Annotated in this window: 22 protein-coding genes, 1 tRNA gene and 1 other RNA gene; 11 read left to right on the forward strand and 13 right to left on the reverse strand. The window is 70.5% G+C overall.

Going from position 1 to position 19,663, the window contains the following annotated elements:
- Positions 1 to 8: 8 nt before the first annotated feature.
- Positions 9 to 1,496 (reverse strand): alpha,alpha-trehalose-phosphate synthase (UDP-forming), encoded by a 1,488-nt coding sequence (gene otsA, locus AB0N80_RS15745; protein ID WP_315995460.1) that lies wholly within the window; start codon positions 1,494 to 1,496, stop codon positions 9 to 11.
- Between the two features lie 150 nt (positions 1,497 to 1,646).
- On the opposite strand from otsA, the gene AB0N80_RS15750 reads away from it, so the two are divergent.
- Entirely contained in the window at positions 1,647 to 1,901 is a 255-nt protein-coding gene (locus AB0N80_RS15750; RefSeq protein ID WP_315995459.1) for a hypothetical protein, read from the forward strand.
- Positions 1,902 to 1,963: 62 nt separating this feature from the next.
- Here the strand turns inward: AB0N80_RS15750 and AB0N80_RS15755 are convergent, their stop codons facing one another.
- From AB0N80_RS15755 to AB0N80_RS15765, 3 genes are all read right to left on the reverse strand, one after another.
- Positions 1,964 to 3,151, reverse strand: a complete 1,188-nt coding sequence (locus AB0N80_RS15755; RefSeq protein ID WP_363579306.1) for an acetyl-CoA C-acetyltransferase — start codon at positions 3,149 to 3,151, stop codon at positions 1,964 to 1,966.
- Complete coding sequence (locus AB0N80_RS15760; RefSeq protein ID WP_363392023.1) at positions 3,148 to 3,825, reverse strand: CoA transferase subunit B; 678 nt, start codon at positions 3,823 to 3,825, stop codon at positions 3,148 to 3,150. Before AB0N80_RS15760 ends, AB0N80_RS15755 begins: the two co-directional genes overlap by 4 nt.
- 138 nt (positions 3,826 to 3,963) lie before the next feature.
- Positions 3,964 to 4,737 (reverse strand): CoA transferase subunit A, encoded by a 774-nt coding sequence (locus AB0N80_RS15765; protein WP_315995456.1) that lies wholly within the window; start codon positions 4,735 to 4,737, stop codon positions 3,964 to 3,966.
- A gap of 172 nt (positions 4,738 to 4,909) precedes the next feature.
- Between AB0N80_RS15765 and AB0N80_RS15770 the strand changes: the two genes are divergently transcribed.
- The 3 genes from AB0N80_RS15770 (at position 4,910) to AB0N80_RS15780 (ending at position 7,566) form a co-directional block, all read left to right on the forward strand.
- Entirely contained in the window at positions 4,910 to 5,692 is a 783-nt protein-coding gene (locus tag AB0N80_RS15770; RefSeq protein ID WP_363579308.1) for an IclR family transcriptional regulator, read from the forward strand.
- Positions 5,693 to 5,803: 111 nt separating this feature from the next.
- Positions 5,804 to 6,322, forward strand: coding sequence for a MarR family transcriptional regulator (locus AB0N80_RS15775; protein ID WP_315995455.1), 519 nt, complete (start codon positions 5,804 to 5,806; stop codon positions 6,320 to 6,322).
- Positions 6,319 to 7,566, forward strand: a complete 1,248-nt coding sequence (locus AB0N80_RS15780; RefSeq protein ID WP_363579310.1) for an MFS transporter — start codon at positions 6,319 to 6,321, stop codon at positions 7,564 to 7,566. Before AB0N80_RS15775 ends, AB0N80_RS15780 begins: the two co-directional genes overlap by 4 nt.
- Positions 7,567 to 7,571: 5 nt before the next feature.
- Here AB0N80_RS15780 and AB0N80_RS15785 read toward each other — a convergent pair whose 3' ends face one another.
- Positions 7,572 to 8,462 carry an alpha/beta hydrolase gene (locus AB0N80_RS15785; protein ID WP_363579312.1) on the reverse strand — a complete coding sequence of 297 codons (891 nt, stop codon included), beginning with the start codon at positions 8,460 to 8,462 and terminating at the stop codon, positions 7,572 to 7,574.
- Between the two features lie 213 nt (positions 8,463 to 8,675).
- Between AB0N80_RS15785 and AB0N80_RS15790 the strand changes: the two genes are divergently transcribed.
- Complete coding sequence (locus AB0N80_RS15790; RefSeq protein WP_363579314.1) at positions 8,676 to 9,002, forward strand: hypothetical protein; 327 nt, start codon at positions 8,676 to 8,678, stop codon at positions 9,000 to 9,002.
- Between the two features lie 14 nt (positions 9,003 to 9,016).
- On the opposite strand, the gene AB0N80_RS15795 is transcribed toward AB0N80_RS15790, so the two are convergent.
- Together AB0N80_RS15795 and AB0N80_RS15800 are read right to left on the reverse strand one after the other, a co-directional pair.
- Positions 9,017 to 9,601, reverse strand: coding sequence for an NUDIX hydrolase (locus tag AB0N80_RS15795; protein WP_363579316.1), 585 nt, complete (start codon positions 9,599 to 9,601; stop codon positions 9,017 to 9,019).
- Between the two features lie 111 nt (positions 9,602 to 9,712).
- A tRNA-Lys gene (locus tag AB0N80_RS15800) sits at positions 9,713 to 9,788 on the reverse strand.
- 103 nt (positions 9,789 to 9,891) lie between these two features.
- Here AB0N80_RS15800 and AB0N80_RS15805 point away from each other — a divergent pair.
- Entirely contained in the window at positions 9,892 to 10,716 is an 825-nt protein-coding gene (locus AB0N80_RS15805; protein WP_363579318.1) for an inositol monophosphatase family protein, read from the forward strand.
- Positions 10,716 to 11,330, forward strand: coding sequence for a hypothetical protein (locus tag AB0N80_RS15810; RefSeq protein WP_363579320.1), 615 nt, complete (start codon positions 10,716 to 10,718; stop codon positions 11,328 to 11,330). Before AB0N80_RS15805 ends, AB0N80_RS15810 begins: the two co-directional genes overlap by 1 nt.
- 37 nt (positions 11,331 to 11,367) lie before the next feature.
- Here AB0N80_RS15810 and AB0N80_RS15815 read toward each other — a convergent pair whose 3' ends face one another.
- Positions 11,368 to 11,664: a hypothetical protein gene (locus AB0N80_RS15815; protein ID WP_363579322.1), complete on the reverse strand. Its 297-nt coding sequence runs from the start codon at positions 11,662 to 11,664 to the stop codon at positions 11,368 to 11,370.
- Between the two features lie 100 nt (positions 11,665 to 11,764).
- Here AB0N80_RS15815 and AB0N80_RS15820 point away from each other — a divergent pair, with 100 nt between their 5' ends.
- Positions 11,765 to 12,304 carry a YaeQ family protein gene (locus AB0N80_RS15820; protein WP_315995447.1) on the forward strand — a complete coding sequence of 180 codons (540 nt, stop codon included), beginning with the start codon at positions 11,765 to 11,767 and terminating at the stop codon, positions 12,302 to 12,304.
- A gap of 166 nt (positions 12,305 to 12,470) precedes the next feature.
- On the opposite strand, the gene ssrA is transcribed toward AB0N80_RS15820, so the two are convergent.
- Positions 12,471 to 12,840: a transfer-messenger RNA gene (gene ssrA / locus AB0N80_RS15825) on the reverse strand.
- A 249-nt stretch (positions 12,841 to 13,089) separates the two neighbouring features.
- Here ssrA and AB0N80_RS15830 point away from each other — a divergent pair.
- Complete coding sequence (locus AB0N80_RS15830) at positions 13,090 to 13,746, forward strand: SIMPL domain-containing protein (RefSeq protein WP_363392036.1); 657 nt, start codon at positions 13,090 to 13,092, stop codon at positions 13,744 to 13,746.
- A 6-nt stretch (positions 13,747 to 13,752) separates the two neighbouring features.
- Here AB0N80_RS15830 and smpB read toward each other — a convergent pair whose 3' ends face one another.
- The 4 genes from smpB to prfB all read right to left on the reverse strand — a co-directional run bounded on the left by smpB (position 13,753) and on the right by prfB (position 17,482).
- Positions 13,753 to 14,229 carry an SsrA-binding protein SmpB gene (smpB, locus tag AB0N80_RS15835; RefSeq protein WP_076676126.1) on the reverse strand — a complete coding sequence of 159 codons (477 nt, stop codon included), beginning with the start codon at positions 14,227 to 14,229 and terminating at the stop codon, positions 13,753 to 13,755.
- 76 nt (positions 14,230 to 14,305) lie between these two features.
- The gene (gene ftsX / locus AB0N80_RS15840) at positions 14,306 to 15,223 is read right to left on the reverse strand and encodes a permease-like cell division protein FtsX (protein WP_315995445.1); all 918 of its coding nucleotides are present in this window, start codon (positions 15,221 to 15,223) and stop codon (positions 14,306 to 14,308) included.
- The gene (ftsE, locus tag AB0N80_RS15845; protein WP_363579324.1) at positions 15,220 to 16,245 is read right to left on the reverse strand and encodes a cell division ATP-binding protein FtsE; all 1,026 of its coding nucleotides are present in this window, start codon (positions 16,243 to 16,245) and stop codon (positions 15,220 to 15,222) included. The genes ftsX and ftsE overlap by 4 nt, the downstream gene beginning before the upstream one ends.
- Positions 16,246 to 16,369: 124 nt before the next feature.
- Positions 16,370 to 17,482 (reverse strand): peptide chain release factor 2, encoded by a 1,113-nt coding sequence (prfB, locus tag AB0N80_RS15850; RefSeq protein ID WP_363579326.1) that lies wholly within the window; start codon positions 17,480 to 17,482, stop codon positions 16,370 to 16,372.
- A gap of 71 nt (positions 17,483 to 17,553) precedes the next feature.
- Here prfB and AB0N80_RS15855 point away from each other — a divergent pair, with 71 nt between their 5' ends.
- Positions 17,554 to 18,786, forward strand: a complete 1,233-nt coding sequence (locus tag AB0N80_RS15855) for an MFS transporter (RefSeq protein WP_363579403.1) — start codon at positions 17,554 to 17,556, stop codon at positions 18,784 to 18,786.
- Between the two features lie 117 nt (positions 18,787 to 18,903).
- A complete protein-coding gene (locus tag AB0N80_RS15860; protein WP_363579328.1) occupies positions 18,904 to 19,542 on the forward strand; it encodes a DUF1275 family protein in 639 nt (212 codons plus the stop codon).
- The last annotated feature ends 121 nt before the right edge of the window (positions 19,543 to 19,663 follow it).

Below are 19,663 nucleotides of genomic sequence, written 5' to 3' on the forward strand. Positions count from 1 at the left end.
CGACCCCGTCATCCGGCATCCGTCTCGTCGATGGGCTCGAGTTCGGGAGCGGAGCCGTCGTCGCCGCGGGTGACCTCGGCGGCGGCCGCGGCGCTGGAGGCCTTCTCGTGGAACACCGAGAGCGCCTCGAGGAAGTCCTGCGACCAGTCCTCGACGTCGTGGTCGCGCACGCGTTTGCGCAACGCCCGCATGCGGCGGCCCTGTTCGGCGGCGGGCATCTCGAGCGCGCGCACGATGGCATCCTTCATGCCGTCGATGTCGTGCGGGTTGATGAGCAGTGCGCTGCCCATCTCGTCGGCGGCGCCGGCGAACTCGCTGAGCAGGAGCACGCCGCGGTTGTCGACGCGGCTGGCCACGTACTCCTTCGCGACGAGGTTCATGCCGTCGCGCAGCGCCGTGACGAGCATGATGTCGGCGGCCAGGAACAGCGCCACCATCTCCTCCCGCGGGTACGACTGGTGGAGGTAGCGGATCGCCGTGTGCGTGGTGGTGTCGTGGTCGCCGTTGATGCGGCCGACGGTCATCTCGATCTCGTCGCGCAGCTGCACGTAGGCGTCGACGCGCTCGCGACTGGGGCTCGCGACCTGCACGAGGGTGGCGTCCTCGACCGTCGCGCGACCGTCTTCGAGCAGTTCGCCCCACGCCTTCAGACGGTGGCGGATGCCCTTGGTGTAGTCGAGGCGGTCGACGCCGAGGAGGATCTTGCGCGGATTGCCGAGACCCTCGCGGATCTCCTTGGCGCGCTGCTGGATCTCGGGCTTCTGCGCCAGCTCGATGTAGGAGTCGGCATCGATCGAGATGGGGAACGCCTTGGCGAGCGCGACGCGCGTCGTCTCGCCCTCGGGGACCAGGATGCCGCTGGCCTTGGTCTCGTACCGCAGCTGTCGGCGCACGGCGCGGGCGAAGTTGCCCGCGTCGGCCACGCGCTGGAAACCGATGACGTCGGCGCCGAGGAGTCCCTCGAGCACCTGCTTGCGCCAGGGGAGCTGAGCGTAGAGGCCGTAGGCGGGGAACGGGATGTGGTGGAAGTAGCCGATGGTGAGGTCGGGGCGCAGCTCGCGCAGCATCTTCGGCACGAGCTGCAGCTGGTAGTCCTGCACCCACACGATGCCGCCGTCGGCGACGACCTCGGCCGCGGCCTCGGCGAAGCGCCGGTTGACCTTGACGTAGGCGTCCCACCAGGCCCGCTTGTAGGTCGGCGCCGCGATGACGTCGTGGTAGAGCGGCCAGATGGTGTCGTTCGAGAAGCCCTCGTAGTAGAGCTCGACGTCGGAGGCCGACAGGGTCACGGGGACGAGGTGCGTGCCCTCGAAGTCGAACGGCTCCACGGTGGCGTCGGCCTGACCGGCCCACCCCACCCAGGCACCCTCGGCGCGGCGCATGACGGGTTCGAGAGCGGTGACGAGCCCGCCCGGCGATCGGCGCCAGCCCTCTCCGTCGGGGGTGCGGTCGACGGGCAAGCGGTTGGCGACGACGACGAAATCGGCCTGGGTCACAGGTCCTCCTCGGGGATCGTCCTCAGGCTAACAGCGGGCTCGGTCCGCGCACGGGGGTGGACGCGATGCGATAAGCGGTGCTCAGGGCGCCCCCGGGTCGAGCGCTGTCAAGGCGCGGCATCCGATCGCCCTCCTCGATAGGTTGGGCGCATGCGGCAGTACATCTTCGGAACCGGTCTCCTCAGCGCCATCACCGGTGGCGTCACGCTCCTGCGCGGCCTCAAGAACGACGAGCCGTTCACCTGGCGCACGGCGCTGGCGTGGCTCAGCTGGGGCATCACTCTGGCGCTGGCGATCGGCGCCGTCGTGGACACCCGCCGCGCGCGCCGCGGCCGCGTCATCGCGGGCGACTCCCCCGTCTCGAAGAAGCAGGACAAGCTGTTCAAGAAGCGCCTGGGTCGCTGACCCCCTGACACCGACGGATGCCACGGCCGGAGGGTCGTGGCATCCGTCTTTCCGTCTGCGGGTCAGCGGGTGAGGATCAGCGCGTCGCCCTGGCCGCCGCCGCCGCAGAGGGCGACCGCCGCCGTGCCGCCCCCGCGGCGCACGAGATCGTGGACGGCGTGAACGACGAGGCGGTTGCCCGAGGCGCCGATCGGGTGACCGATCGCGATGCCCCCGCCGTGCGGGTTGACGACGTCGTCGGACAGCCCGAGTTCGGCCTGCGACCGCGCCACGACCGCGCCGAACGCCTCGTTGATCTCGACGAGGTCGAGATCGGAGGCCGAGAGTCCCTGCTTCTGCAGCGCCTTCTCGATCGCCCGCGCGGGCTGGGCGTGGAGGGAGTTGTCGGGGCCGGCGACCTGCCCCGCGGCGCCGACGACCGCGAGCACGTCCCAGCCGTGTTCGGCGGCGACAGCGCGCGTGGTGACGACGACCGCCGAGGCGCCGTCGGAGATCTGCGAGGCGTTGCCGGCGGTGATCGATCCCCCCTCGGCGAACGCCGGGCGCAGCTTCGCGAGCGTCTCGACCGTGGTGTCGGGGCGGATCCCCTCGTCAGCCGTGACGACGACCGGGTCTCCCTTGCGCTGCGGGATCGAGACGGGCACGATCTCGGCCTCGAACATCCCGTCGGCTTGGGCTGCGCCGGCTCGCTGGTGCGACCGCGCCGAGACGGCGTCCTGCGCCTCGCGCGTGACCTCGTAGCGGGCGTTCGCGCGCTCGGTGGACGCGCCCATGCTCTCGCTGTCGTACGCGTCGGTCAGCCCGTCGTGAGCCATGTGGTCGAGGACCTCGACGGAGCCGTAGGAGTACCCCTCGCGCGAGTTCATGAGCAGGTGCGGGGCGCGGGTCATCGATTCCATGCCGGCGGCGACCACGACGCTCGCGTCTCCGAGGCGGAGCATGCGCGCGGCGTCGATGACCGCGGTGAGCCCCGAGAGGCACACCTTGTTGATCGTGGCGCTGTGCACATTCCAGCCGATGCCCGCTGCGATCGCGGCCTGACGCGCCGCGTTCTGCCCCGCCCCGGCCTGCAGCACCTGCCCGACGAGCACCGCGTCGACGGCGTCGGCGGGGATGCCGCCGCGCTCGAGCGCCCCGCGGATCGCCGCGGCGCCGAGCTGGACAGCCGTGAGCGGCGCGAGCTGCCCCTTCAGACGACCCTGCGGGGTGCGCGCGGCGGCGACGATGACGACGTCGTTGTCGGTGGTCATGCGTTCTGCTCCTCTGTGAGCTTCTCTGTGCGCTTCTCGGTGAGTCCCACGGTCAGCGGGGGCTGGGTGGAATCCCGCACCTCGTCGACGCTCACCCCGGGGGCGAGCTCGACGAGCACGAGTCCATCCTCCGTCACGTCGATGACGGCGAGGTCGGTGATGATCCGGTCGACCACGCCGCGACCGGTCAGCGGAAGCGAGCAGGAGTCGACGATCTTGGGCGAGCCGTCCTTCGCGACGTGCTCCATCAGCACGATCACGCGGGCGGCGCCGTGCACGAGGTCCATCGCGCCGCCGGGACCCTTGACCATCTTCCCGGGGATCATCCAGTTCGCCAGGTCTCCGGATGCCGAGACCTGCATCGCCCCGAGGATCGCGGCGTCGATCTTGCCGCCTCGGATCATGCCGAAGCTCAGGGCCGAGTCGAAGAACGCGGCTCCCGGCAACGTCGTGACCGTCTCCTTGCCGGCGTTGATGAGGTCGGGGTCCACCGCGTCCTCGGTCGGGTAGGGACCCACGCCGAGGATGCCGTTCTCGGACTGCAGCACGACCGTCACCCCGTCGGGCACGTGGTTGGGGACGAGCGTGGGAAGCCCGATGCCGAGGTTGACGTACGCGCCGTCGGCGAGCTCCCGGGCGGCGCGGGCCGCCATCTCGATGCGGGACAGGGGCATCTCAGTTCTCCTCGGTGACGGTCGAGATCGGCGCGAAGCGGGGCCCCTGACCGCGAGGTCTCCGAGCCTGTCCAGGTCCCTGAGCCTCTCCAGGTCCCTGAGCCTGTTGAAGGGACCGGGGGCAGCATTTCGGCATGATCACCGGTTCCCCTCCCGGACGGTGCGCTTCTCGATGCGCTTGGGGATGTCGGGCCCGACCTCGACGATCCGATGCACGTAGACGCCGGGCAGATGCACGGCATCCGGATCGAGCTCGCCGGGTTCGACGAGGTGCTCGACCTGCACGATGCAGGTACGGCCAGCCATGGCGGCGAGGGGGTTGAAGGCCCGCGCGGCCTTGCGGAAGACGAGGTTGCCGTGGCGGTCGCCCTGGTAGGCGTGCACGAGCGAGAAATCGGTGGTGATCGCCTCTTCGAGCACGAACTCGCGCTGCTCGCCGTTCACGTCGAAGGTGCGCACGTCCTTGACCGGGGAGGCCACAGCGATACCGCCGGCCGCGTCGTAGCGGCGGGGCAGGCCGCCCTCGGCGACCTGGGTACCCACTCCGGTCTGCGTGTAGAAGGCCGCGATGCCCGAGCCGCCGGCCCGCAGCTTCTCGGCGAGCGTGCCCTGCGGAGTGAGCTCGAGTTCGAGCTCGCCCGAGAGGAACTGCCGCTCGAACTCCTTGTTCTCGCCGACGTACGACGAGGTCATCTTGCGGATGCGACCGGCGCCCAGCAAGATGCCGAGCCCCCAGTCGTCGACGCCGCAGTTGTTCGACACGACCGACAGGTCGCGGGTTCCCTGGGCGAGCAGAGCCTCGATCAGGGCGATGGGATTGCCCGAGAGACCGAAGCCGCCGACAGCGAGAGATGCTCCGTCGGGGATGTCGGCGACGGCCTCGGCAGCTGAGGCGACGGTCTTGTCGATCACGCGAACTCCTTCGTAGCGGCGTCCCTCCACCCTGCGGCGCGGGCCGGCGCCGCGGCCAGCCCGTTCTTGCCATGTGGATGCCGCCGGGCGTAGCGTCCACATCGTGGACTCCAGATCGCCCGGATCACCCGGGGAAGTCACTCCGAGGGAGCCGCGACCACATCGTGCCGCGGTGCGAGAGACCCCGGCCACCGTCCCCGGAGCCCAGGCCATCGCCCGCGCAGCGCACCTCCTGCGTCTGGTCACAGCCGCCGGCGAGGCGGGTGCCGCGGTGGCCGACCTCGCGCGCGACGCCGATCTGACACGTCCGACGACTCACCGACTGCTGAGTGCCCTGCGAGCCGAAGGTCTCGTCGACCGCGACGACGCGACCGGGCACTGGCTCCCGGGACCCGAGCTGTACCTGATGGGCAGCGTCGCGGCATCCCGCTTCGACATCACGGCGACCGCGCGCGACATCGTGCGCTCGCTGGCGGTCCGCACCGAGGAGAGCGCGTTCCTCTCGGTGCGGCGCGGCGACGAGACCGTCTGCCTCGTCCGCGAGGACGGGAGCTTCCCCATCCGCTCGTTCGTGCTGTCGGAGGGGGTGCGCTTCCCCCTGGGCGTCGCGTCGGCAGGGCTCGCGATCCTCGCGTTCCTGCCGCCCCAGGACGTGGACGCCTACCTCGAACGGCATCCGGAGCTCGTCGAACGCTGGGGAGCCTCCCACTCCCCCGCGCGGCTACGCGCGCGCGTCGCCGACACACAGGCGCGGGGCTACGCGGTCAACCCCGGCTTGATCGTCGAGGGCAGCTGGGGTGTGGGCGCCGCGGTCTTCACGCGGGCCGGCGACCCGCAATGGGCGCTGAGCCTGACGGGAGTCGAGTTCCGGTTCGGCGGCGAGCGACTCGCCGAACTCGGGCGGATCCTGCTGGCGCACGCGCACCAGTTGTCGACGCGGATCGCCGCGCGATAACAGGGCGCGCGCCGCCAGCGCTCGGCGCCCTGTCACGACGTGTGGCGCCGGCCGCGCGCGCGGAGCCCGCAATAGATACCTACGGTATATAACTGGGGTATACTTTCACCTATGACCCGGGACGACGACCTCCAGCGCCTGCTGCTCGCCGTGCATGCGCTCACGCGTGTAGCCGCCCTCGACACGAACTCCGACGCTCCCGCGGCGCAGTGGCGCACGCTGACGCTGCTGCGTGACCACGGCCCGCAGCGCCTCGGCGACCTTGCGACGCTCAGCCGCGTCACGCAGCCCGGTATGACCCGGCTGATCCGGCAGATGGATGCCGCTGGACTCGTGTCGCGTCGCAGTCACCCCGACGACTCCCGCGTGAGCGTGGTGGCGGCCACCGAGGACGGCCTCGACGCCCTCGAGCGCTGGTACGAGCTCTTCCGCGCTGCCCTCGCGCCGCACGTGGCCGACTTGTCCCCCGCGGAGTGGGAGGCCGTCAGCACGGCGGCCTCGGCTCTCTCGCGCCAGGTCGGGATGGCGCCCGTCGGGTCGAACGAACACACCGAGAAACCGAGCGACCAGGTACGCGCCTCGCGCGGTGCCGCACGTCGCTCCGAAGAAGAAAGAGAGGTGGTCCGGTGAGCGCCGGTACCGCAGCCGACCCGGTCGATAAGGCCCCGAGCGTCTGGAAACAGCCCGCACAAGTCTGGGCAGTCGCCTTCGCGTCGGTCGTGGCGTTCATGGGTATCGGGCTCGTCGATCCGATTCTTCCCGCGATCGCCGAGTCGTTGAAGGCGAGCCCGGTGCAGACCGAGCTGCTCTTCACGAGCTACCTCGTGGTGACCGGTCTCGCGATGCTCGTCACCAGCTGGATCTCCAGCCGCATCGGCGCCAAGTCCACCCTGCTGGTGGGTCTCGGGCTGATCGTGGTGTTCGCACTGTTCTGCGCCCTGAGCGGCAGCGTCGACGCCGTCATCGGCTTCCGCGCCGGGTGGGGTCTGGGCAACGCGCTCTTCATCTCCACCGCTCTCGCGACGATCGTCGGGGCCGCATCGGGCGGCACATCGTCGGCGATCATCCTGTACGAGGCGGCACTCGGCCTCGGCATCGCCGTCGGTCCGCTGCTGGGCGGCGTCCTCGGCGAGGTCAGCTGGCGCGGACCGTTCTTTGGCGTCGTCGCCCTGATGGCGATCGCGTTCATCGCGGTGGCGGTCCTTCTTCGCGGACCGAAGCCCGCGCGTACGCCCCTTCCCTTCAGCGCCCCGTTCCGCGCGCTGGGCCGCCCGGCGCTCGCGATCCTCGCGGCGACCGCCCTGTTCTACAACATCGGCTTCTTCACCCTCCTGGCGTTCTCGCCGTTCCCCCTCGGATTCGGTGCCATGGGTATCGGCCTCACCTTCTTCGGCTGGGGCGTGGGCCTCGCGATCACGAGTGTCTGGGTCGCTCCGCTGCTGCTGCGCAGGCTGCGCCTGACAAGCGTGCTGCTGATCGCGCTGCCCCTGCTGGCAATCGACCTGGTGGTCGCGGCCTTCACCGTGGCGTCGTCGACCGCCCTCGTCGTGTGCATCATCGTGGGTGGCCTCGTGCTGGGCGTGGTCAACACCGCGCTGACCGAGGCCGTGATGGAGGCCACCGACCTGCCGCGCTCGGTCGCCTCGTCGGCGTACTCCGCCGTCCGCTTCCTCGGCGGGGCCGTCGCTCCGCCGCTCGCGGCGTGGCTCTGGCACGCCTACGGCGCCGATGTGCCGTACTTCATGGCCGCCGCCTCGGTGTTCATCGCCGCTGCGTGCATCCTGTTCGGCCGTCGCCTGCTGGCCCACGTCGACGGCTCGCACCCCGACGCCGCCGATGAAGGCGCCGCCGTGCTGGTCGGAGACGCTGCGTAACACCGTCACTCCCCCGCAAGGACCTCCTGCACCACAGCCCGCGCGCCGGGTGCCGACATGACGATCGAATAGTGATCGACGGCCGGCACCCGGCGCGTCGCCGCAAGCCGGGGGAATCGGCTGCGGATGCCGTCGAGGTCGGGGTACAGCGGCGGAACCTCGCCGAGCAATCCCCGCTCAGCCGCGATCAGCCGCGTCGGGCGGCGCAGGCGTTCGAGCGCTCCCGCGATGGCCTCGCCGGCGTTCTGGTCGATGGAGTCGGCTTCGACCGTGGCGAACGTCGTCGCCGGCCGCAGCGCGGGTGATTCACCGACCAGGTCGTAGGCGAAGTAGGCGTCGAGCAGCGGGTCTTCGCGCCCTGTGAACGCGGGGTGCGCCCGCCAGAAATCACGGTACGCGCCCTCGCTCGGGAAGCGCATGTCGAGCCGCGCCGCGGTCGGTCCGAGCACGTGGCGCACCGCCTCGCGCGGTTCCATTCCACGCGGCAGGGTCAGGGGCAGCCCGCCGTCGACGAGGACGATCCGCTCGACCCGGTCGGGGTGCCGTTCGCCGAACACCAACGAGATGAACGCGCCCATCGAGTGCCCGACCACGATCGCCCGCTCGACCTCGAGGCCGTCGAGCACCTCTGCCAGGTCATCGGCGTGCTGCGCCAGCCCGATTCGCCGCGCCGACGCCGTGCTGCGCCCGCGCCCGCGCAGATCGGGGGCGATCAGCCGCGCCGAACTCTGTGCCGCGACCCACGCCCACGCCACGTGCGACGCGGTGACCCCGTGCACGAGCAGCCACGGGGTGCCCTCGGCATCCGGATGCCACTCACCGACGCGCAGGTCTCCCTCCGCGACCGCGAGGTCATGGGTGACGTACGTGGCTGGCGAGGCGCTCTCGTTCGGCATGGCGACATCGTGGCACGGGGGCCCGACACCGGGACCGAGGCACCGGCAATGCATGCGATGCCCGCAGCTGCCGACCGCGGACGGGCCGGTGACGACCTCGCGACCGGCGAGCAGTTTGCATAGGGTCGACATATGGGGGCACAACGTGAAGTCGACTTCTGAGGTCCTCACCTCGAGCGCGCTGCCCGCGTGGCCGAAGCCGGCGTTCGCCGGATGAGTACCCCGTCCCCCGTCGAACCGGGATGGTACGTCGTCGCGCCCCGCACCCAGCGATCGTGGGACGGCACCCGGTGGACGGACGACGTCATCCATCACGATCGTCCGATGACGGCGACCGCTCTCAGACAACGCACTACGCGGATGATGTGGGCGTGGGTGGCGATCGGGGTGGTGGCGTGGGTGACGTTCCTAGTGATGCTGGTCGCCTTCGGCCCCGGCGCCGCCGTCCCGCTCGCGGTACTGCCGCTGGCCGGGACCGCGGCCATCGTCGCCGTGTCGCTATCCGGCTCGCGATTGATCGCAGCTCTCCCCCCGGCGTAGCCGCTGCATTCGGATCAGCGAGCGATCTCCGCCCCCATATCCGCCACGCGCTCCTGGAGCGTGTCCCACAGCTGGTCGAACCGCGCGTTCCACGGCGTCGCGAACAGGCCCTCCTCCCACCGACGGCGCACCACGTCGAGGCCGACCCACTCCGACTCGAGCACTTCTTCCGGATCCGGCACGGGCACAGGCTCGCCGTCGACGCGCGCGACCCACAGGTCGAAGAGCGCCCGCTTCTCGATCACCCGCCCGACCAGCACGAGGTCGTCGCCGGTGACCCTCATCCCGGTCTCCTCGGCGAGCTCGCGCACCGCACCGGTGCGGCTCGTCTCGCCGCGCAGCGCGCTCCCGGCCGGGAACTCCCACGCGAGGGGGTAGTCCTTCCCCTCGGCGCGGCGGCTCATCAGCACGCGGCCGGACGATGACACGAGGCAGACAGATGCCACGACATGGAATGACCCGGCCGGCACCGGGCCGTCACCGCGTCGGTGGAGGGTGCCCGTGGGCGTGCCCTGAATGTCGGTCACGTCCCACATCTCGTCGTCGGCCATGTGTCCTCCCGCCTTCGCGCCGCTGCCCAGCGGCCAGGATTCCATCATGCCGAGAGCATTCCCTCGCGCAACGGGATTGCGACCGAACCTGACCTGACCTCCCCCGCAGACGCCGAAATCCCCTCCGCAACCGCGAGGCTGCGAAGGGGATTTCGGTGGTGGTGCACCCCCTGGGACTTGAACCCAGAACCCACTGATTAAGAGTCAGTTGCTCTGCCGATTGAGCTAGAGGTGCGTTCCGTTCGGCGGGAGATTCGCTCTCCGCGCCGAGGAATGACATTACCAGGGGTGACGCGACCACACCAAATCGAGCCAGGAGCGCCGGTTATCCTGGAGCCGTGTCCCGCATCGAAGAGCCCGCCGCGACCCTCGCGGACCTGACCGACGATCTCGCACTCGCCCTCCGCCTGGCCGACGCCGCCGACGCGGTCGCGATGCAGCGTTTCGACGCCGCCGACCTGCGCATCGACACCAAGCCCGACCGCACGCACGTCACCGAGGCCGACCTCGCCACCGAGCGCGCCATCCGGGAGATCCTGGATGCCGAGCGCCCCGCCGACGCGATCCTGGGCGAGGAGTACGGCAGCTCCGGCGACACCTCGCGGCGCTGGGTGATCGATCCGATCGACGGCACCCACAACTACATGCGCGGCATCCCCGTGTGGGCCACGCTCATCGCCCTCACCGTCGACGGCGTCCCGACCGTCGGCGTCGTCAGCCAGCCCGCGATCGGGCGCCGCTGGTGGGCGGCGACCGGCCAGGGCGCGTGGACGACCACCGCCACCGGGGAGACCCGCCGCATCCACGTCTCCGGTATCGACGACGTCGCGGCCTCGAGCATCAGCTTCCAGAGCATCGAGCAGTGGGATGACGTCGACCTCGTGCCGACGCTCGAGCGCCTCGCCCGTGCCGTGTGGCGCGACCGCGCCTACGGCGACGCCTTGCCGTACATGTGGCTCGCTGAGGGGCGGCTCGAGCTCGTCGCCGAGTTCGGCGTGAAGGAGTACGACATCGCCGCGATCGCTCCCATCGTGCGCGAAGCCGGCGGACGCTTCACCGCGTTCGACGGAGCCGACCGACTCGACGCCGAATCGTCGCTCGCGACGAACGGCGTGCTGCACGACGCCTTCCTCACCCTGCTGCACGGCGAGGGTTCACGATGATGCGCGCGACCACCCTCTCGCGGCGGCGCTCCGCCCGTGCGCGCGTGTCCGCTCTCGTCGCAGGCGGCGCCTTCGCGGCCCTCGTCCTCGCCGGGTGCGCGGCCCCCGCACCCGAGCCCGCGCCGGCCGCAGAGGCACCCTCCTCGGCCGCGCCCGCCGCCGGTGTCGAGACGCCGGCGCCGGCCGCATCGCCATCCGGTTCGGCGACCCCGCCCGCAGACCCCACGTGCGAGAACATCATCCCCCAAGCCACCGCCGACGACTTCAAGAGCCTCGGCTGGACGTCGCAGGAGGACCAGTTCCGCATGGGCGCCACGGCTCTCGACGACGGTATCCAGTGCAAGTGGGGCGACACGAAGATCGCCTCCGACCGTGTGCAGATCTTCGGCTGGGCACCCATCGACGACGCCACCGCGAAGACGGCGCAGAAAGACCTCGTCGCCGCGGGATGGAAGGTCGAGCAAGATGCCGACGGCGTCTACGTGACCGAGAACCCCGACTGGCTGAACGGACGCGGTGCCGACGGCTACGGCCTGACCTACTTCTTCGGCGACGGCTTCGTGAAGCTCGCCGATACCCGACAGAGCCTGATCCTCGTCCAGAGCCCCCGGTAGTCGACGGCGCCGACGGTCGCCGGCTCGGCGTCGCCCGTCACCGGTACGGGTTGCGCGCCTCCGCGTCGCGAGCCGCCGAGAACCCCTCGTCCCACGCGTCGCCCCGCGCCTCGACATCGCGCCACAGGGCATCGGCCTGCAGCACCCGCTGCGCGAACGCGACCCAGTCGGTCCACCCGGCCGTGATCCGTCCCGCGTCATTCCCGTCGGCGTCGATCCCGGATGCGGCGCCGGGTCCGCCGCGCTCCTGCTCGGCGGTCCACGTGGACGCGTCGGGCGTCGGGGCGAGGTGGAACGGACCGACGTCGATGCGGAGGGCGCGGGGATCTGGCATCCTTCGACGCTAGGCGGCACGGAGTCATCCGGGCAATGTCCCTCCGCGGTCGGAGTCCGGAGGCACGAGGATCCCCGCTCCTCACGTAGGCTCGACCCTCGTGGCTATCGGCGCGACCATTCACACGTTCACCGTGCAGCTCTCCGATGTCGACCGCGGCGTCTACGACGAGCTGCAGCTGCGCGTCGCGCGGCATCCGTCCGAGACCGCGCCCTACATGCTCACCCGCGTGCTCGCCTACTGCCTCGAGTTCGAAGAGGGCATCGCCTTCAGCGAGGGAGTCGCCGCGACCGACGAACCCGCCGTCCTGGTGCGCGACCTCACCGGCGCGCTTGTCGCCTGGGTGGAGGTGGGAGCACCGGATGCCGCCCGCCTGCACACCGGGAGCATGAAGGCCGAACGCGTCGCGGTCTACACCCACCGCGACCCCGAGAAGGTCGCCGCCGCGTGGGCGGGCAAGCGCATCCACCGCGGTGACGAGGTGCTGCTGCACAGTTTCGACCCCGGGTTCGTCGAGCGTCTCGCGGAGTCGATCGAGCGACGGAACACGGCCACCCTGACGCGCACCGAGGGACGCATCTACCTCGAGCTGAACGGCGCCTCGGGCGAGAGCGACATCCACACGCGCAGCGCGAGCTGAGCGGCGCCGGCAGGCGGGCCGAGCACACGGCCGGGTACGTCGCGCCCACCGGTGACGCTCACGCCGCACAGAGGCCCGCGCGGCGCTCATCGGCGTACGAGAAAGCCCCCGCCCCACCGAAACGGGCGGGAGCGAGGGCTTTCTGACGACTCATCGTGACAACGGCTCGTGGAGCTGGGGGGAATCGAACCCCCGTCCAACGCTGGGTCTCCGCGTTTTCTCCGGGCGCAGTCTGTGCAGACGTTCTGCTCGGCTCCGACCTTTGTCACAGACACCTAAGTCGACGAGCCCAGCCTGGGAAAAGTCCCGCGTGACGTCCAGACGCCGTCACGCAGCAAGACCCCTAAATGACGCCAGGATCCGTGGCGGGGTCACACACGGTCTGACGGACTATCGGGCTCGCTTACGCAGCGAGGGCGAAGTCAGTGCGCTTAGCATTGGCACTTATTGTTTTGCAGGGAGCGTTTACGAGATAACCCCACATCCTCGGCCCGCTTCTCGCGGGTTCGCAGGCGCTGTCGAAACCGATCAGCCCCGGGAACTCCGTGAAGGAGCGGCCGTTGTCACGCTGTTGAGTTGCCATGCCGGGAGCGGAAAGCACCCGAGCATCACAGTCTACAACGCATCGGGGGCTCGTGAATTCCCGGTGTCGACGACTCTCGCATCGAACCGCCCCGCGCCCGTCGCCCCGTCGCGTCGGCCCGCGAATTCCCCGCGTCGACGACTCGCGCATCGGACCGTCGCACGCCCGTCGCCCCGTCGACGCCGTCGCGTAGGCTCACCGCATGAGCGACGTCGTCATCACCGTCCGAGGCGAGAGCAACGCCCGCGTCCGCGCCGAAGAAGCGGCGGTCCGTGTCACGGTCTCGGTCGACGGGCCGTCTCGCGGCCCCGTCGTGGAGCAGGCGCAGGAGCGCGCATCGTCGGTGCAGGACGGCCTCGTCGCCCACCTGCGTTCGGGCGAGGTCTCGGAATGGTCGAGCGCCCGTGTCTCGGTCTGGTCGGACCGGCCGTGGAACGCCGAGGGGGCGCAACTCCCCCTCGTCCACCACGCGAGCGTCGAGCTCTCGGCCACGTTCATCGACGCCGGCGCCTTGTCGTGGTGGCTCGGCGACGTCACCGAGTCCGACGACGTGCAGGTCACCGCCGTCGACTGGCGCCTCTCCCCCGACACGCGCGCACGCACCGAGCGCGAGGTCGCCGCCGAGGCCGTGCACGTGGCCGTGGAGCGCGCGACCGCCTACGCCGACGCCCTGGGGCTGGCATCCGTCTCCGCCGTCGAGGTGGCGGATGCCGGGCTGCTCGCGACCCGCCCCGATTCCCCCGCGCCGATGGGCGCCCGCATGATGGCGGCTGCGTCGGCCGGAGGGTCGTCGTTCAGCCTGCAGCCGCCGGAGATCGTCGTGACCTCGGTCGTCGAGGGGCGCTTCCGCGCCGAGTGACGGGTCCTACTCGCCCAGGCGGTTCTTGGTGCGCATCGCACGCTCGGCCTCGCGCTTGTCCTCGCGCTCGCGGATGGTCTGACGCTTCTCGAACTCGCGCTTGCCCTTCGCGACCGCGATCTCGACCTTCGCGCGCCCGTCGAGGAAGTACAGGCGCAGCGGGACGAGGGTGTAGCCGCCCGCGGCGACCGCGTGCGAGAGCTTGACGATCTCCTCCTTGTGCAGCAGCAGCTTGCGCGTGCGCTTGGCGGAGTGGTTCGTCCAGTGTCCCTGCGAGTACTCGGGGATGTGCACGGCATCGAGGAACGCCTGACCGCCGTCGATGTACGCGTAGCCGTCGGTGAGGTTCGCCCGCCCCTGGCGCAGCGACTTCACCTCGGTGCCGGTCAGGACGAGACCGGCCTCGTAGGTCTTCTCGATGGCGTAGTCGTGACGCGCCTTCTTGTTCGACGCGATGAGCTTCTCACCCTGCTCACGAGGCATGGTGCCACCTCCTCATGATCATGGGCACACAGAGCCCCTCAGCCTACAGGACGCCGGAGCCCGCCGTCGCGAACGGTCAGGCGCGCAACCAGCGACGGATCGCGAAGCTCGCGCTGAGGGCGGCGAGGATCACGCCGATCACGACGATGACCGGGATGACGAACGCGACGTCGCCGATACCCACCCACGACGTGATGAAGCCGATGCGGTCGCGCAGGTACTGGTTGACACCCACGCCCACGATCGCCCACACCGCCACGCTCGCCAGCGCCGAGCCGATCAGCGCCGCCAGCACGCCCTCGACGATGAACGGCGTCTGGATGAAGCGGTTCGAGGCACCGACGAGACGCATGATCCCGAGCTCGCGGCGTCGCGCGAAGGCCGAGAGGCGGATCGTGGTGGCGATCAGCAGCACCGCCGCGATCAGCATGAGCCCGGCGATGCCGACCGCGACGTAGGTCGCGACCGTGAGCGCCTGGAACAGGGGCTCGAGGTACTGCATCTGGTTCGTGACTTCTTCGACGCCCGCCTGGCCGCTGAAGGCCTCGATGATGACGTCGGACTGGTTCTGGTCGACGAGGTTGATGCTGAAGGTCGCATTGAACTGATCCGCGGTGACGACGCCGATGATGTCGTCGGGCAGCAGGCCCTTGGCGTTCTCGAACACCTGCTCGCTGGTGGCGTAGGTGTAGTCGCGGATGAGCGGGGCGAGGGCGTCGCCGTCGAGCTTCGCCGTCACCGCGTCGATCTGCTCCTGCGTGGCGGCCTGACCGGTGGTGCAGGTGTCGACGTCCGACACGGTCGCGCACATCGACACCGCCACCTGGGCGCGGTCGGCCCAGTACGACTGCATCTTGCCGATCTGCATCTGCATGAGCATCGCCGCGCCGACGAAGGTGAGCGACACGAAGGTCACGAGGATGACCGAGATCACCATCGAGGCGTTGCGTCGCAGGCCCGTGAAGGCCTCCGAGAGGATGAGCCCGAACCTCATGACGTGGGTCCCACTTCGTCGTTGCGATCCGTCTTCGCGCCCAGACCGAGGCGGTCGGCGACGCCGAGGGCCTCGACGTCGGGGGTCGTGACGGGGATGGAGCGCGTGTTGGTGCCCGGCTCGCGCGTCTGCTCGGCGGCCGGCGTGGTCACCGCGGGGGCGGGGGTCGTGGTATCCGGGTCGGATGCGGCCGCGGGGCGGGTGACGGCCGCCGACGGCAGCGGCTCCACGGGGCTGGTCACGCTCGTCACCTCGCGCTGGACCTCGAGCACCGCGGTGAGGGCGGCCACCGCGGCGGCGCCCTTCTCGACCTCGGGCGCGAGTCGCGGGAGGCTGGAGGTGTCGCCGTAGCCGCCGTGGCGTTCGTCGCGCACCATCTCGCCGCCGCGCAGTTCGATCACGCGGCGCTGCATCTGGTCGACGAAACCGGCCTCGTGCGTGGCCATCACGACGGTCGTCCCGCCGGCGTTGATGCGCGCGAGAAGGCGCATGATGTCGATCGAGGTGCCGGGGTCGAGGTTTCCGGTCGGCTCGTCGGCGAGGAGCACCTGCGGGCGGTTGACCAACGCTCGCGCGATCGCGACGCGCTGCTGCTCGCCACCCGACAGCTCATGCGGCAGGCGCTTCTCCTTGCCGTCGAGGCCGACGAGCGCGAGCACCTCCGGCACGGCCTGCTGGATGAACCCACGCGAGGCGCCCGTGACCTGCAGTGTGAAAGCGACGTTCTGGTGCACGGTCTTGTTCGGCAGCAGGCGGAAGTCCTGGAACACCGACCCGATGTGGCGGCGGAAGTAGGGGACCTTGCGGTTCGACAGGGTGCGCAGGTCGCGGCCGAGCACGACGACGCGCCCCTCGGTGGGGGTCTCCGCCCTCAGGATGAGCTGCAGGCACGACGACTTGCCCGAGCCCGAGGCTCCGACGAGGAAGACGAACTCCCCGCGCTGCACCTCGAAGTCGACGGCGTTGAGGGCGGGCTTCGCGGTGCCGCGATACCTCTTGGTGACGTTCTCGAACCGGATCATGGCTCGACGAGCCTAAGCGCGGGCGCGAAACAGCCCGTCAGGACGCGCCGTGTCGCCAAACCGAGAGAGTCCTATGGATGCCGGGGGTACCGGCATCCATAGGACTCTCGTCGAAAGGGGATGATCAGTCGTTGTCGTCCTTGCGCTTGCGCCAGCGGATTCCGGCGGCGATCAGACCGTCGAGATCGCCGTCGAAGACGACGGCGGGGTTGCCGACCTCGTAGCCGGTGCGCAGGTCTTTCACGAGCTGCTGGCCGTAGAGGAAGTAGGAGCGCATCTGGTCGCCCCAGCTCGCGGTGATCGTGCCCGCGAGCTCCTTCTTCTTGGCGGCCTCTTCTTCGCGCTTGAGCAAGAGCAGGCGCGTCTGCAGCACGCGCATGGCGGCGGCGCGGTTCTGGATCTGCGACTTCTCGTTCTGCATCGACACGACGAGGCCGGTCGGGAGGTGCGTGATGCGCACGGCGGAGTCGGTGGTGTTGACCGACTGCCCGCCGGGGCCGGAGGAACGGAAGACGTCGACGCGGATGTCGCCCTCGGGGACCTCGACCTCGACGGCCTCTTCCATCACGGGGATGACCTCGACCGCGGCGAAGCTCGTCTGACGCTTGTCGGCGCCGCCGAACGGGCTGATGCGCGCGAGGCGGTGGGTGCCGGCCTCGACCGACAGCGTGCCGTAGGCGTAGGGGACGTCGACCTCGAAGGTGGCCGACTTGATGCCGGCGCCCTCGGCGTAGGAGGTGTCCATGACCTTGACGGGGTACTTGTGGCGCTCGGCCCAGCGCAGGTACATGCGCAGGAGCATCTCGGCGAAGTCGGTCGCGTCGTCGCCGCCCGCTCCCGAACGGATCGTGACGACCGCGGAGCGCGGGTCGTACTCCCCGTCGAGGAGCGTCTGCACCTCAAGCTGGCCGATCACGTCTTTCAGTGCCGCGAGCTCGCGACGGGCCTCGTCGGCGGAGTCCTCGTCGTCCATCTCGATCGCGAGCTCGACGAGCACCTCGAGGTCGTCGAGACGCTGCTCGATCTCCGAGACCCGCTTGAGTTCGGCCTGACGGTGGCTCAGACGGCTGGTGACCTTCTGGGCGTTCTCGACGTCGTCCCACAGGTCGGGGGCACCGGCCTCTTCGCTGAGGCGATCGATGTCGGCTTTGAGTGCGTCGACGTCGACCACGGCCTGGATATCGGCGAAGGTCGAGCGCAGCGCCTGGATGTCGGCGGTCAAATCGAGTTCGAGCATGAGACATCAAGCCTATCGTGGAGACGGTGACAGCCGACTCTCCCCGGAACGTGCTGGTGCGCTTCGCACCGATGATCTACGGCCCCACCCTTCTGTTCGCGCTCGGCGAGGGCGCGGTGATCCCCCTCATCCCCGTGATCGCCAACCGCCTCGGCGCCGACGTCGCCGTGGCCGCCCTCGTCGCCGCCGCCCTCGTCGTGGGCCAGCTGTGCGGCAACATCCCGGCGGGATGGGCCGTCGCCCGCTTCGGCGAGCGCCTCACGATGGGCGTGGCCGGGATCATCGTGCTCGCGGGTCTGACCGGGATCGTGTTCGCGCAGTCGCTGGCGTTCTTCGCCGCGGCCGTCTTCCTCATCGGGTTCTGCGCCGCGTCGTTCGCGCTCGCGCGCCACTCGTTCATGACGACCCGCGTGCCGCTGCACTTCCGGGCGCGGGCCCTGTCGCTGCTCGGCGGGACGTTCCGCCTCGGGATGTTCGTCGGCCCGTTCATCTCGGCGGCACTGCTGGGGATCTTCGGCGACGAGACGGCATCCGTGGTCTTCTTCGCGGTGTGCCAGGTCGCCACCGTCCTCCTCGTGTTCTTCGGCCCCGATCCCGAGAAGGCGGTGCCGGTGGGTGCGGGGGCGCGCCGCGTCGACGGCGACTCGCGCGACGCGGAGGACACCGGAGAACCCGTGACGGGAGCGATCCCGACAGTCGAGCGCGCCGGGGTGTTCCGCACGATGTGGCGGTTCCGCGGAGTGCTCGCGCGGCTGGGGCTCGCCGCGGCCTCGCTGTCGGCGGTGCGGTCGGCGCGGCAGGTCGTGCTGCCCCTGTGGGGCGTGTCGCTCGGACTGGATGCCGGGACGATCGCGGTGGTCGTCGGGGTGTCGGGCGCGATCGACTTCGCCCTGTTCTACGCCAGCGGCCAGGTCATGGACCGCTTCGGACGCCTGTGGGCGGCACTGCCCGCGATGATCCTGATGGGAGCGGGGTTCTTCGCCCTGTCGTTCACGCACGACCTGGACTCGGCGGCCATGTGGTACGCCATGTTCGCCGCGGTGCTCGGGGTCGGCAACGGTCTGTCCAGCGGCATCCTGCTCACCCTCGGGGCCGACATCGCACCGCCGAACGAGCCCGCGGCGTTCCTCGGCTCGTGGCGGACGCTCACGGATGCCGGCGGTGCCGTCGCCCCGCTGATCGTGTCGGCGCTCACCGCGGTGGCGACGCTGTCGATCGGCGTGGGGGCCATGGGCGTCATCGCGGTCCTCGGCGCAGCGGGGTTCATCCGCTGGGTGCCGCGATACGTGCCCCGCGTGCGCTGACGGAGGGGCCCGGCACCCCGGCGGCGGTGGATGCCGCGGATGGACGGATTTGCCGGGTACGCCGTGCCGGGACGACGATGGAGCGCCTCGATCCCTCGACCGAGGCGAGGAGGCACGGTGCAGAACGTCGGACGGGGAGCCCTCGCGCTGTCGGCCGCACTGGCGGCGGTCGCTGGCTTCGTCGACGCCGTCGGGTACCTCGACACCGGCGGACTGTTCGTGTCGTTCATGAGCGGCAACTCCACGCAGGGCGCGGTCGACGTGCCGAGCTCGCTCGCCCTGGCCCTCGTGCCGCTGGGCCTCATCGCGTCGTTCGTCGTGGGTGTCGCGGTCGGCGGCGCGGTGCGCCCGCGGTCGCGGCGCGCGCAGGCCTCGCTCATCGCGGGATCGGCCCTCGTGGTGGGGCTCGCCGCGGTGCTCGCGACCGCCGGTCCGTCCACACTGTGGCGCGCGGGCCTGCTCGCCGCGGCGATGGGAGCCCTCAACACGCTGTTCCTCGCCGAGGACCGGGCGCGCGTCGCCATCACCTACTCCACCGGCACGCTCGTGAGCCTCGGCCTGGGTCTCGCCGCCCTCGTGACCGGTCGTTCTCGCACCGCGTGGCGCCGCCCCCTGCTGCTGTGGGCGGCGCTCGTCGCGGGTGCCGTCCTGGGCGCCCTCGCGCACGACCTCGGCAGTTCCGCGGCGCTCGCGACGGCCGCTGCGACGATGCTCGTGGCAGCGGCGATCGTCGGGCGGAATCCGCGGCGCGGCTGATCGCGCGGCCGGTCGCTCGGGGTCCTCGGCCGTGTGACCCCCAGGTTTCAACCCTGTGAAGAATGCGGCCACCATTGCGTTTTTTACGAATCCCCTATGAGAATCGTCTCGCGATCGCCTT

The organism is Microbacterium sp. NPDC089188 (genome assembly GCF_040685155.1).
Lineage (GTDB): Bacteria > Actinomycetota > Actinomycetes > Actinomycetales > Microbacteriaceae > Microbacterium > Microbacterium galbum.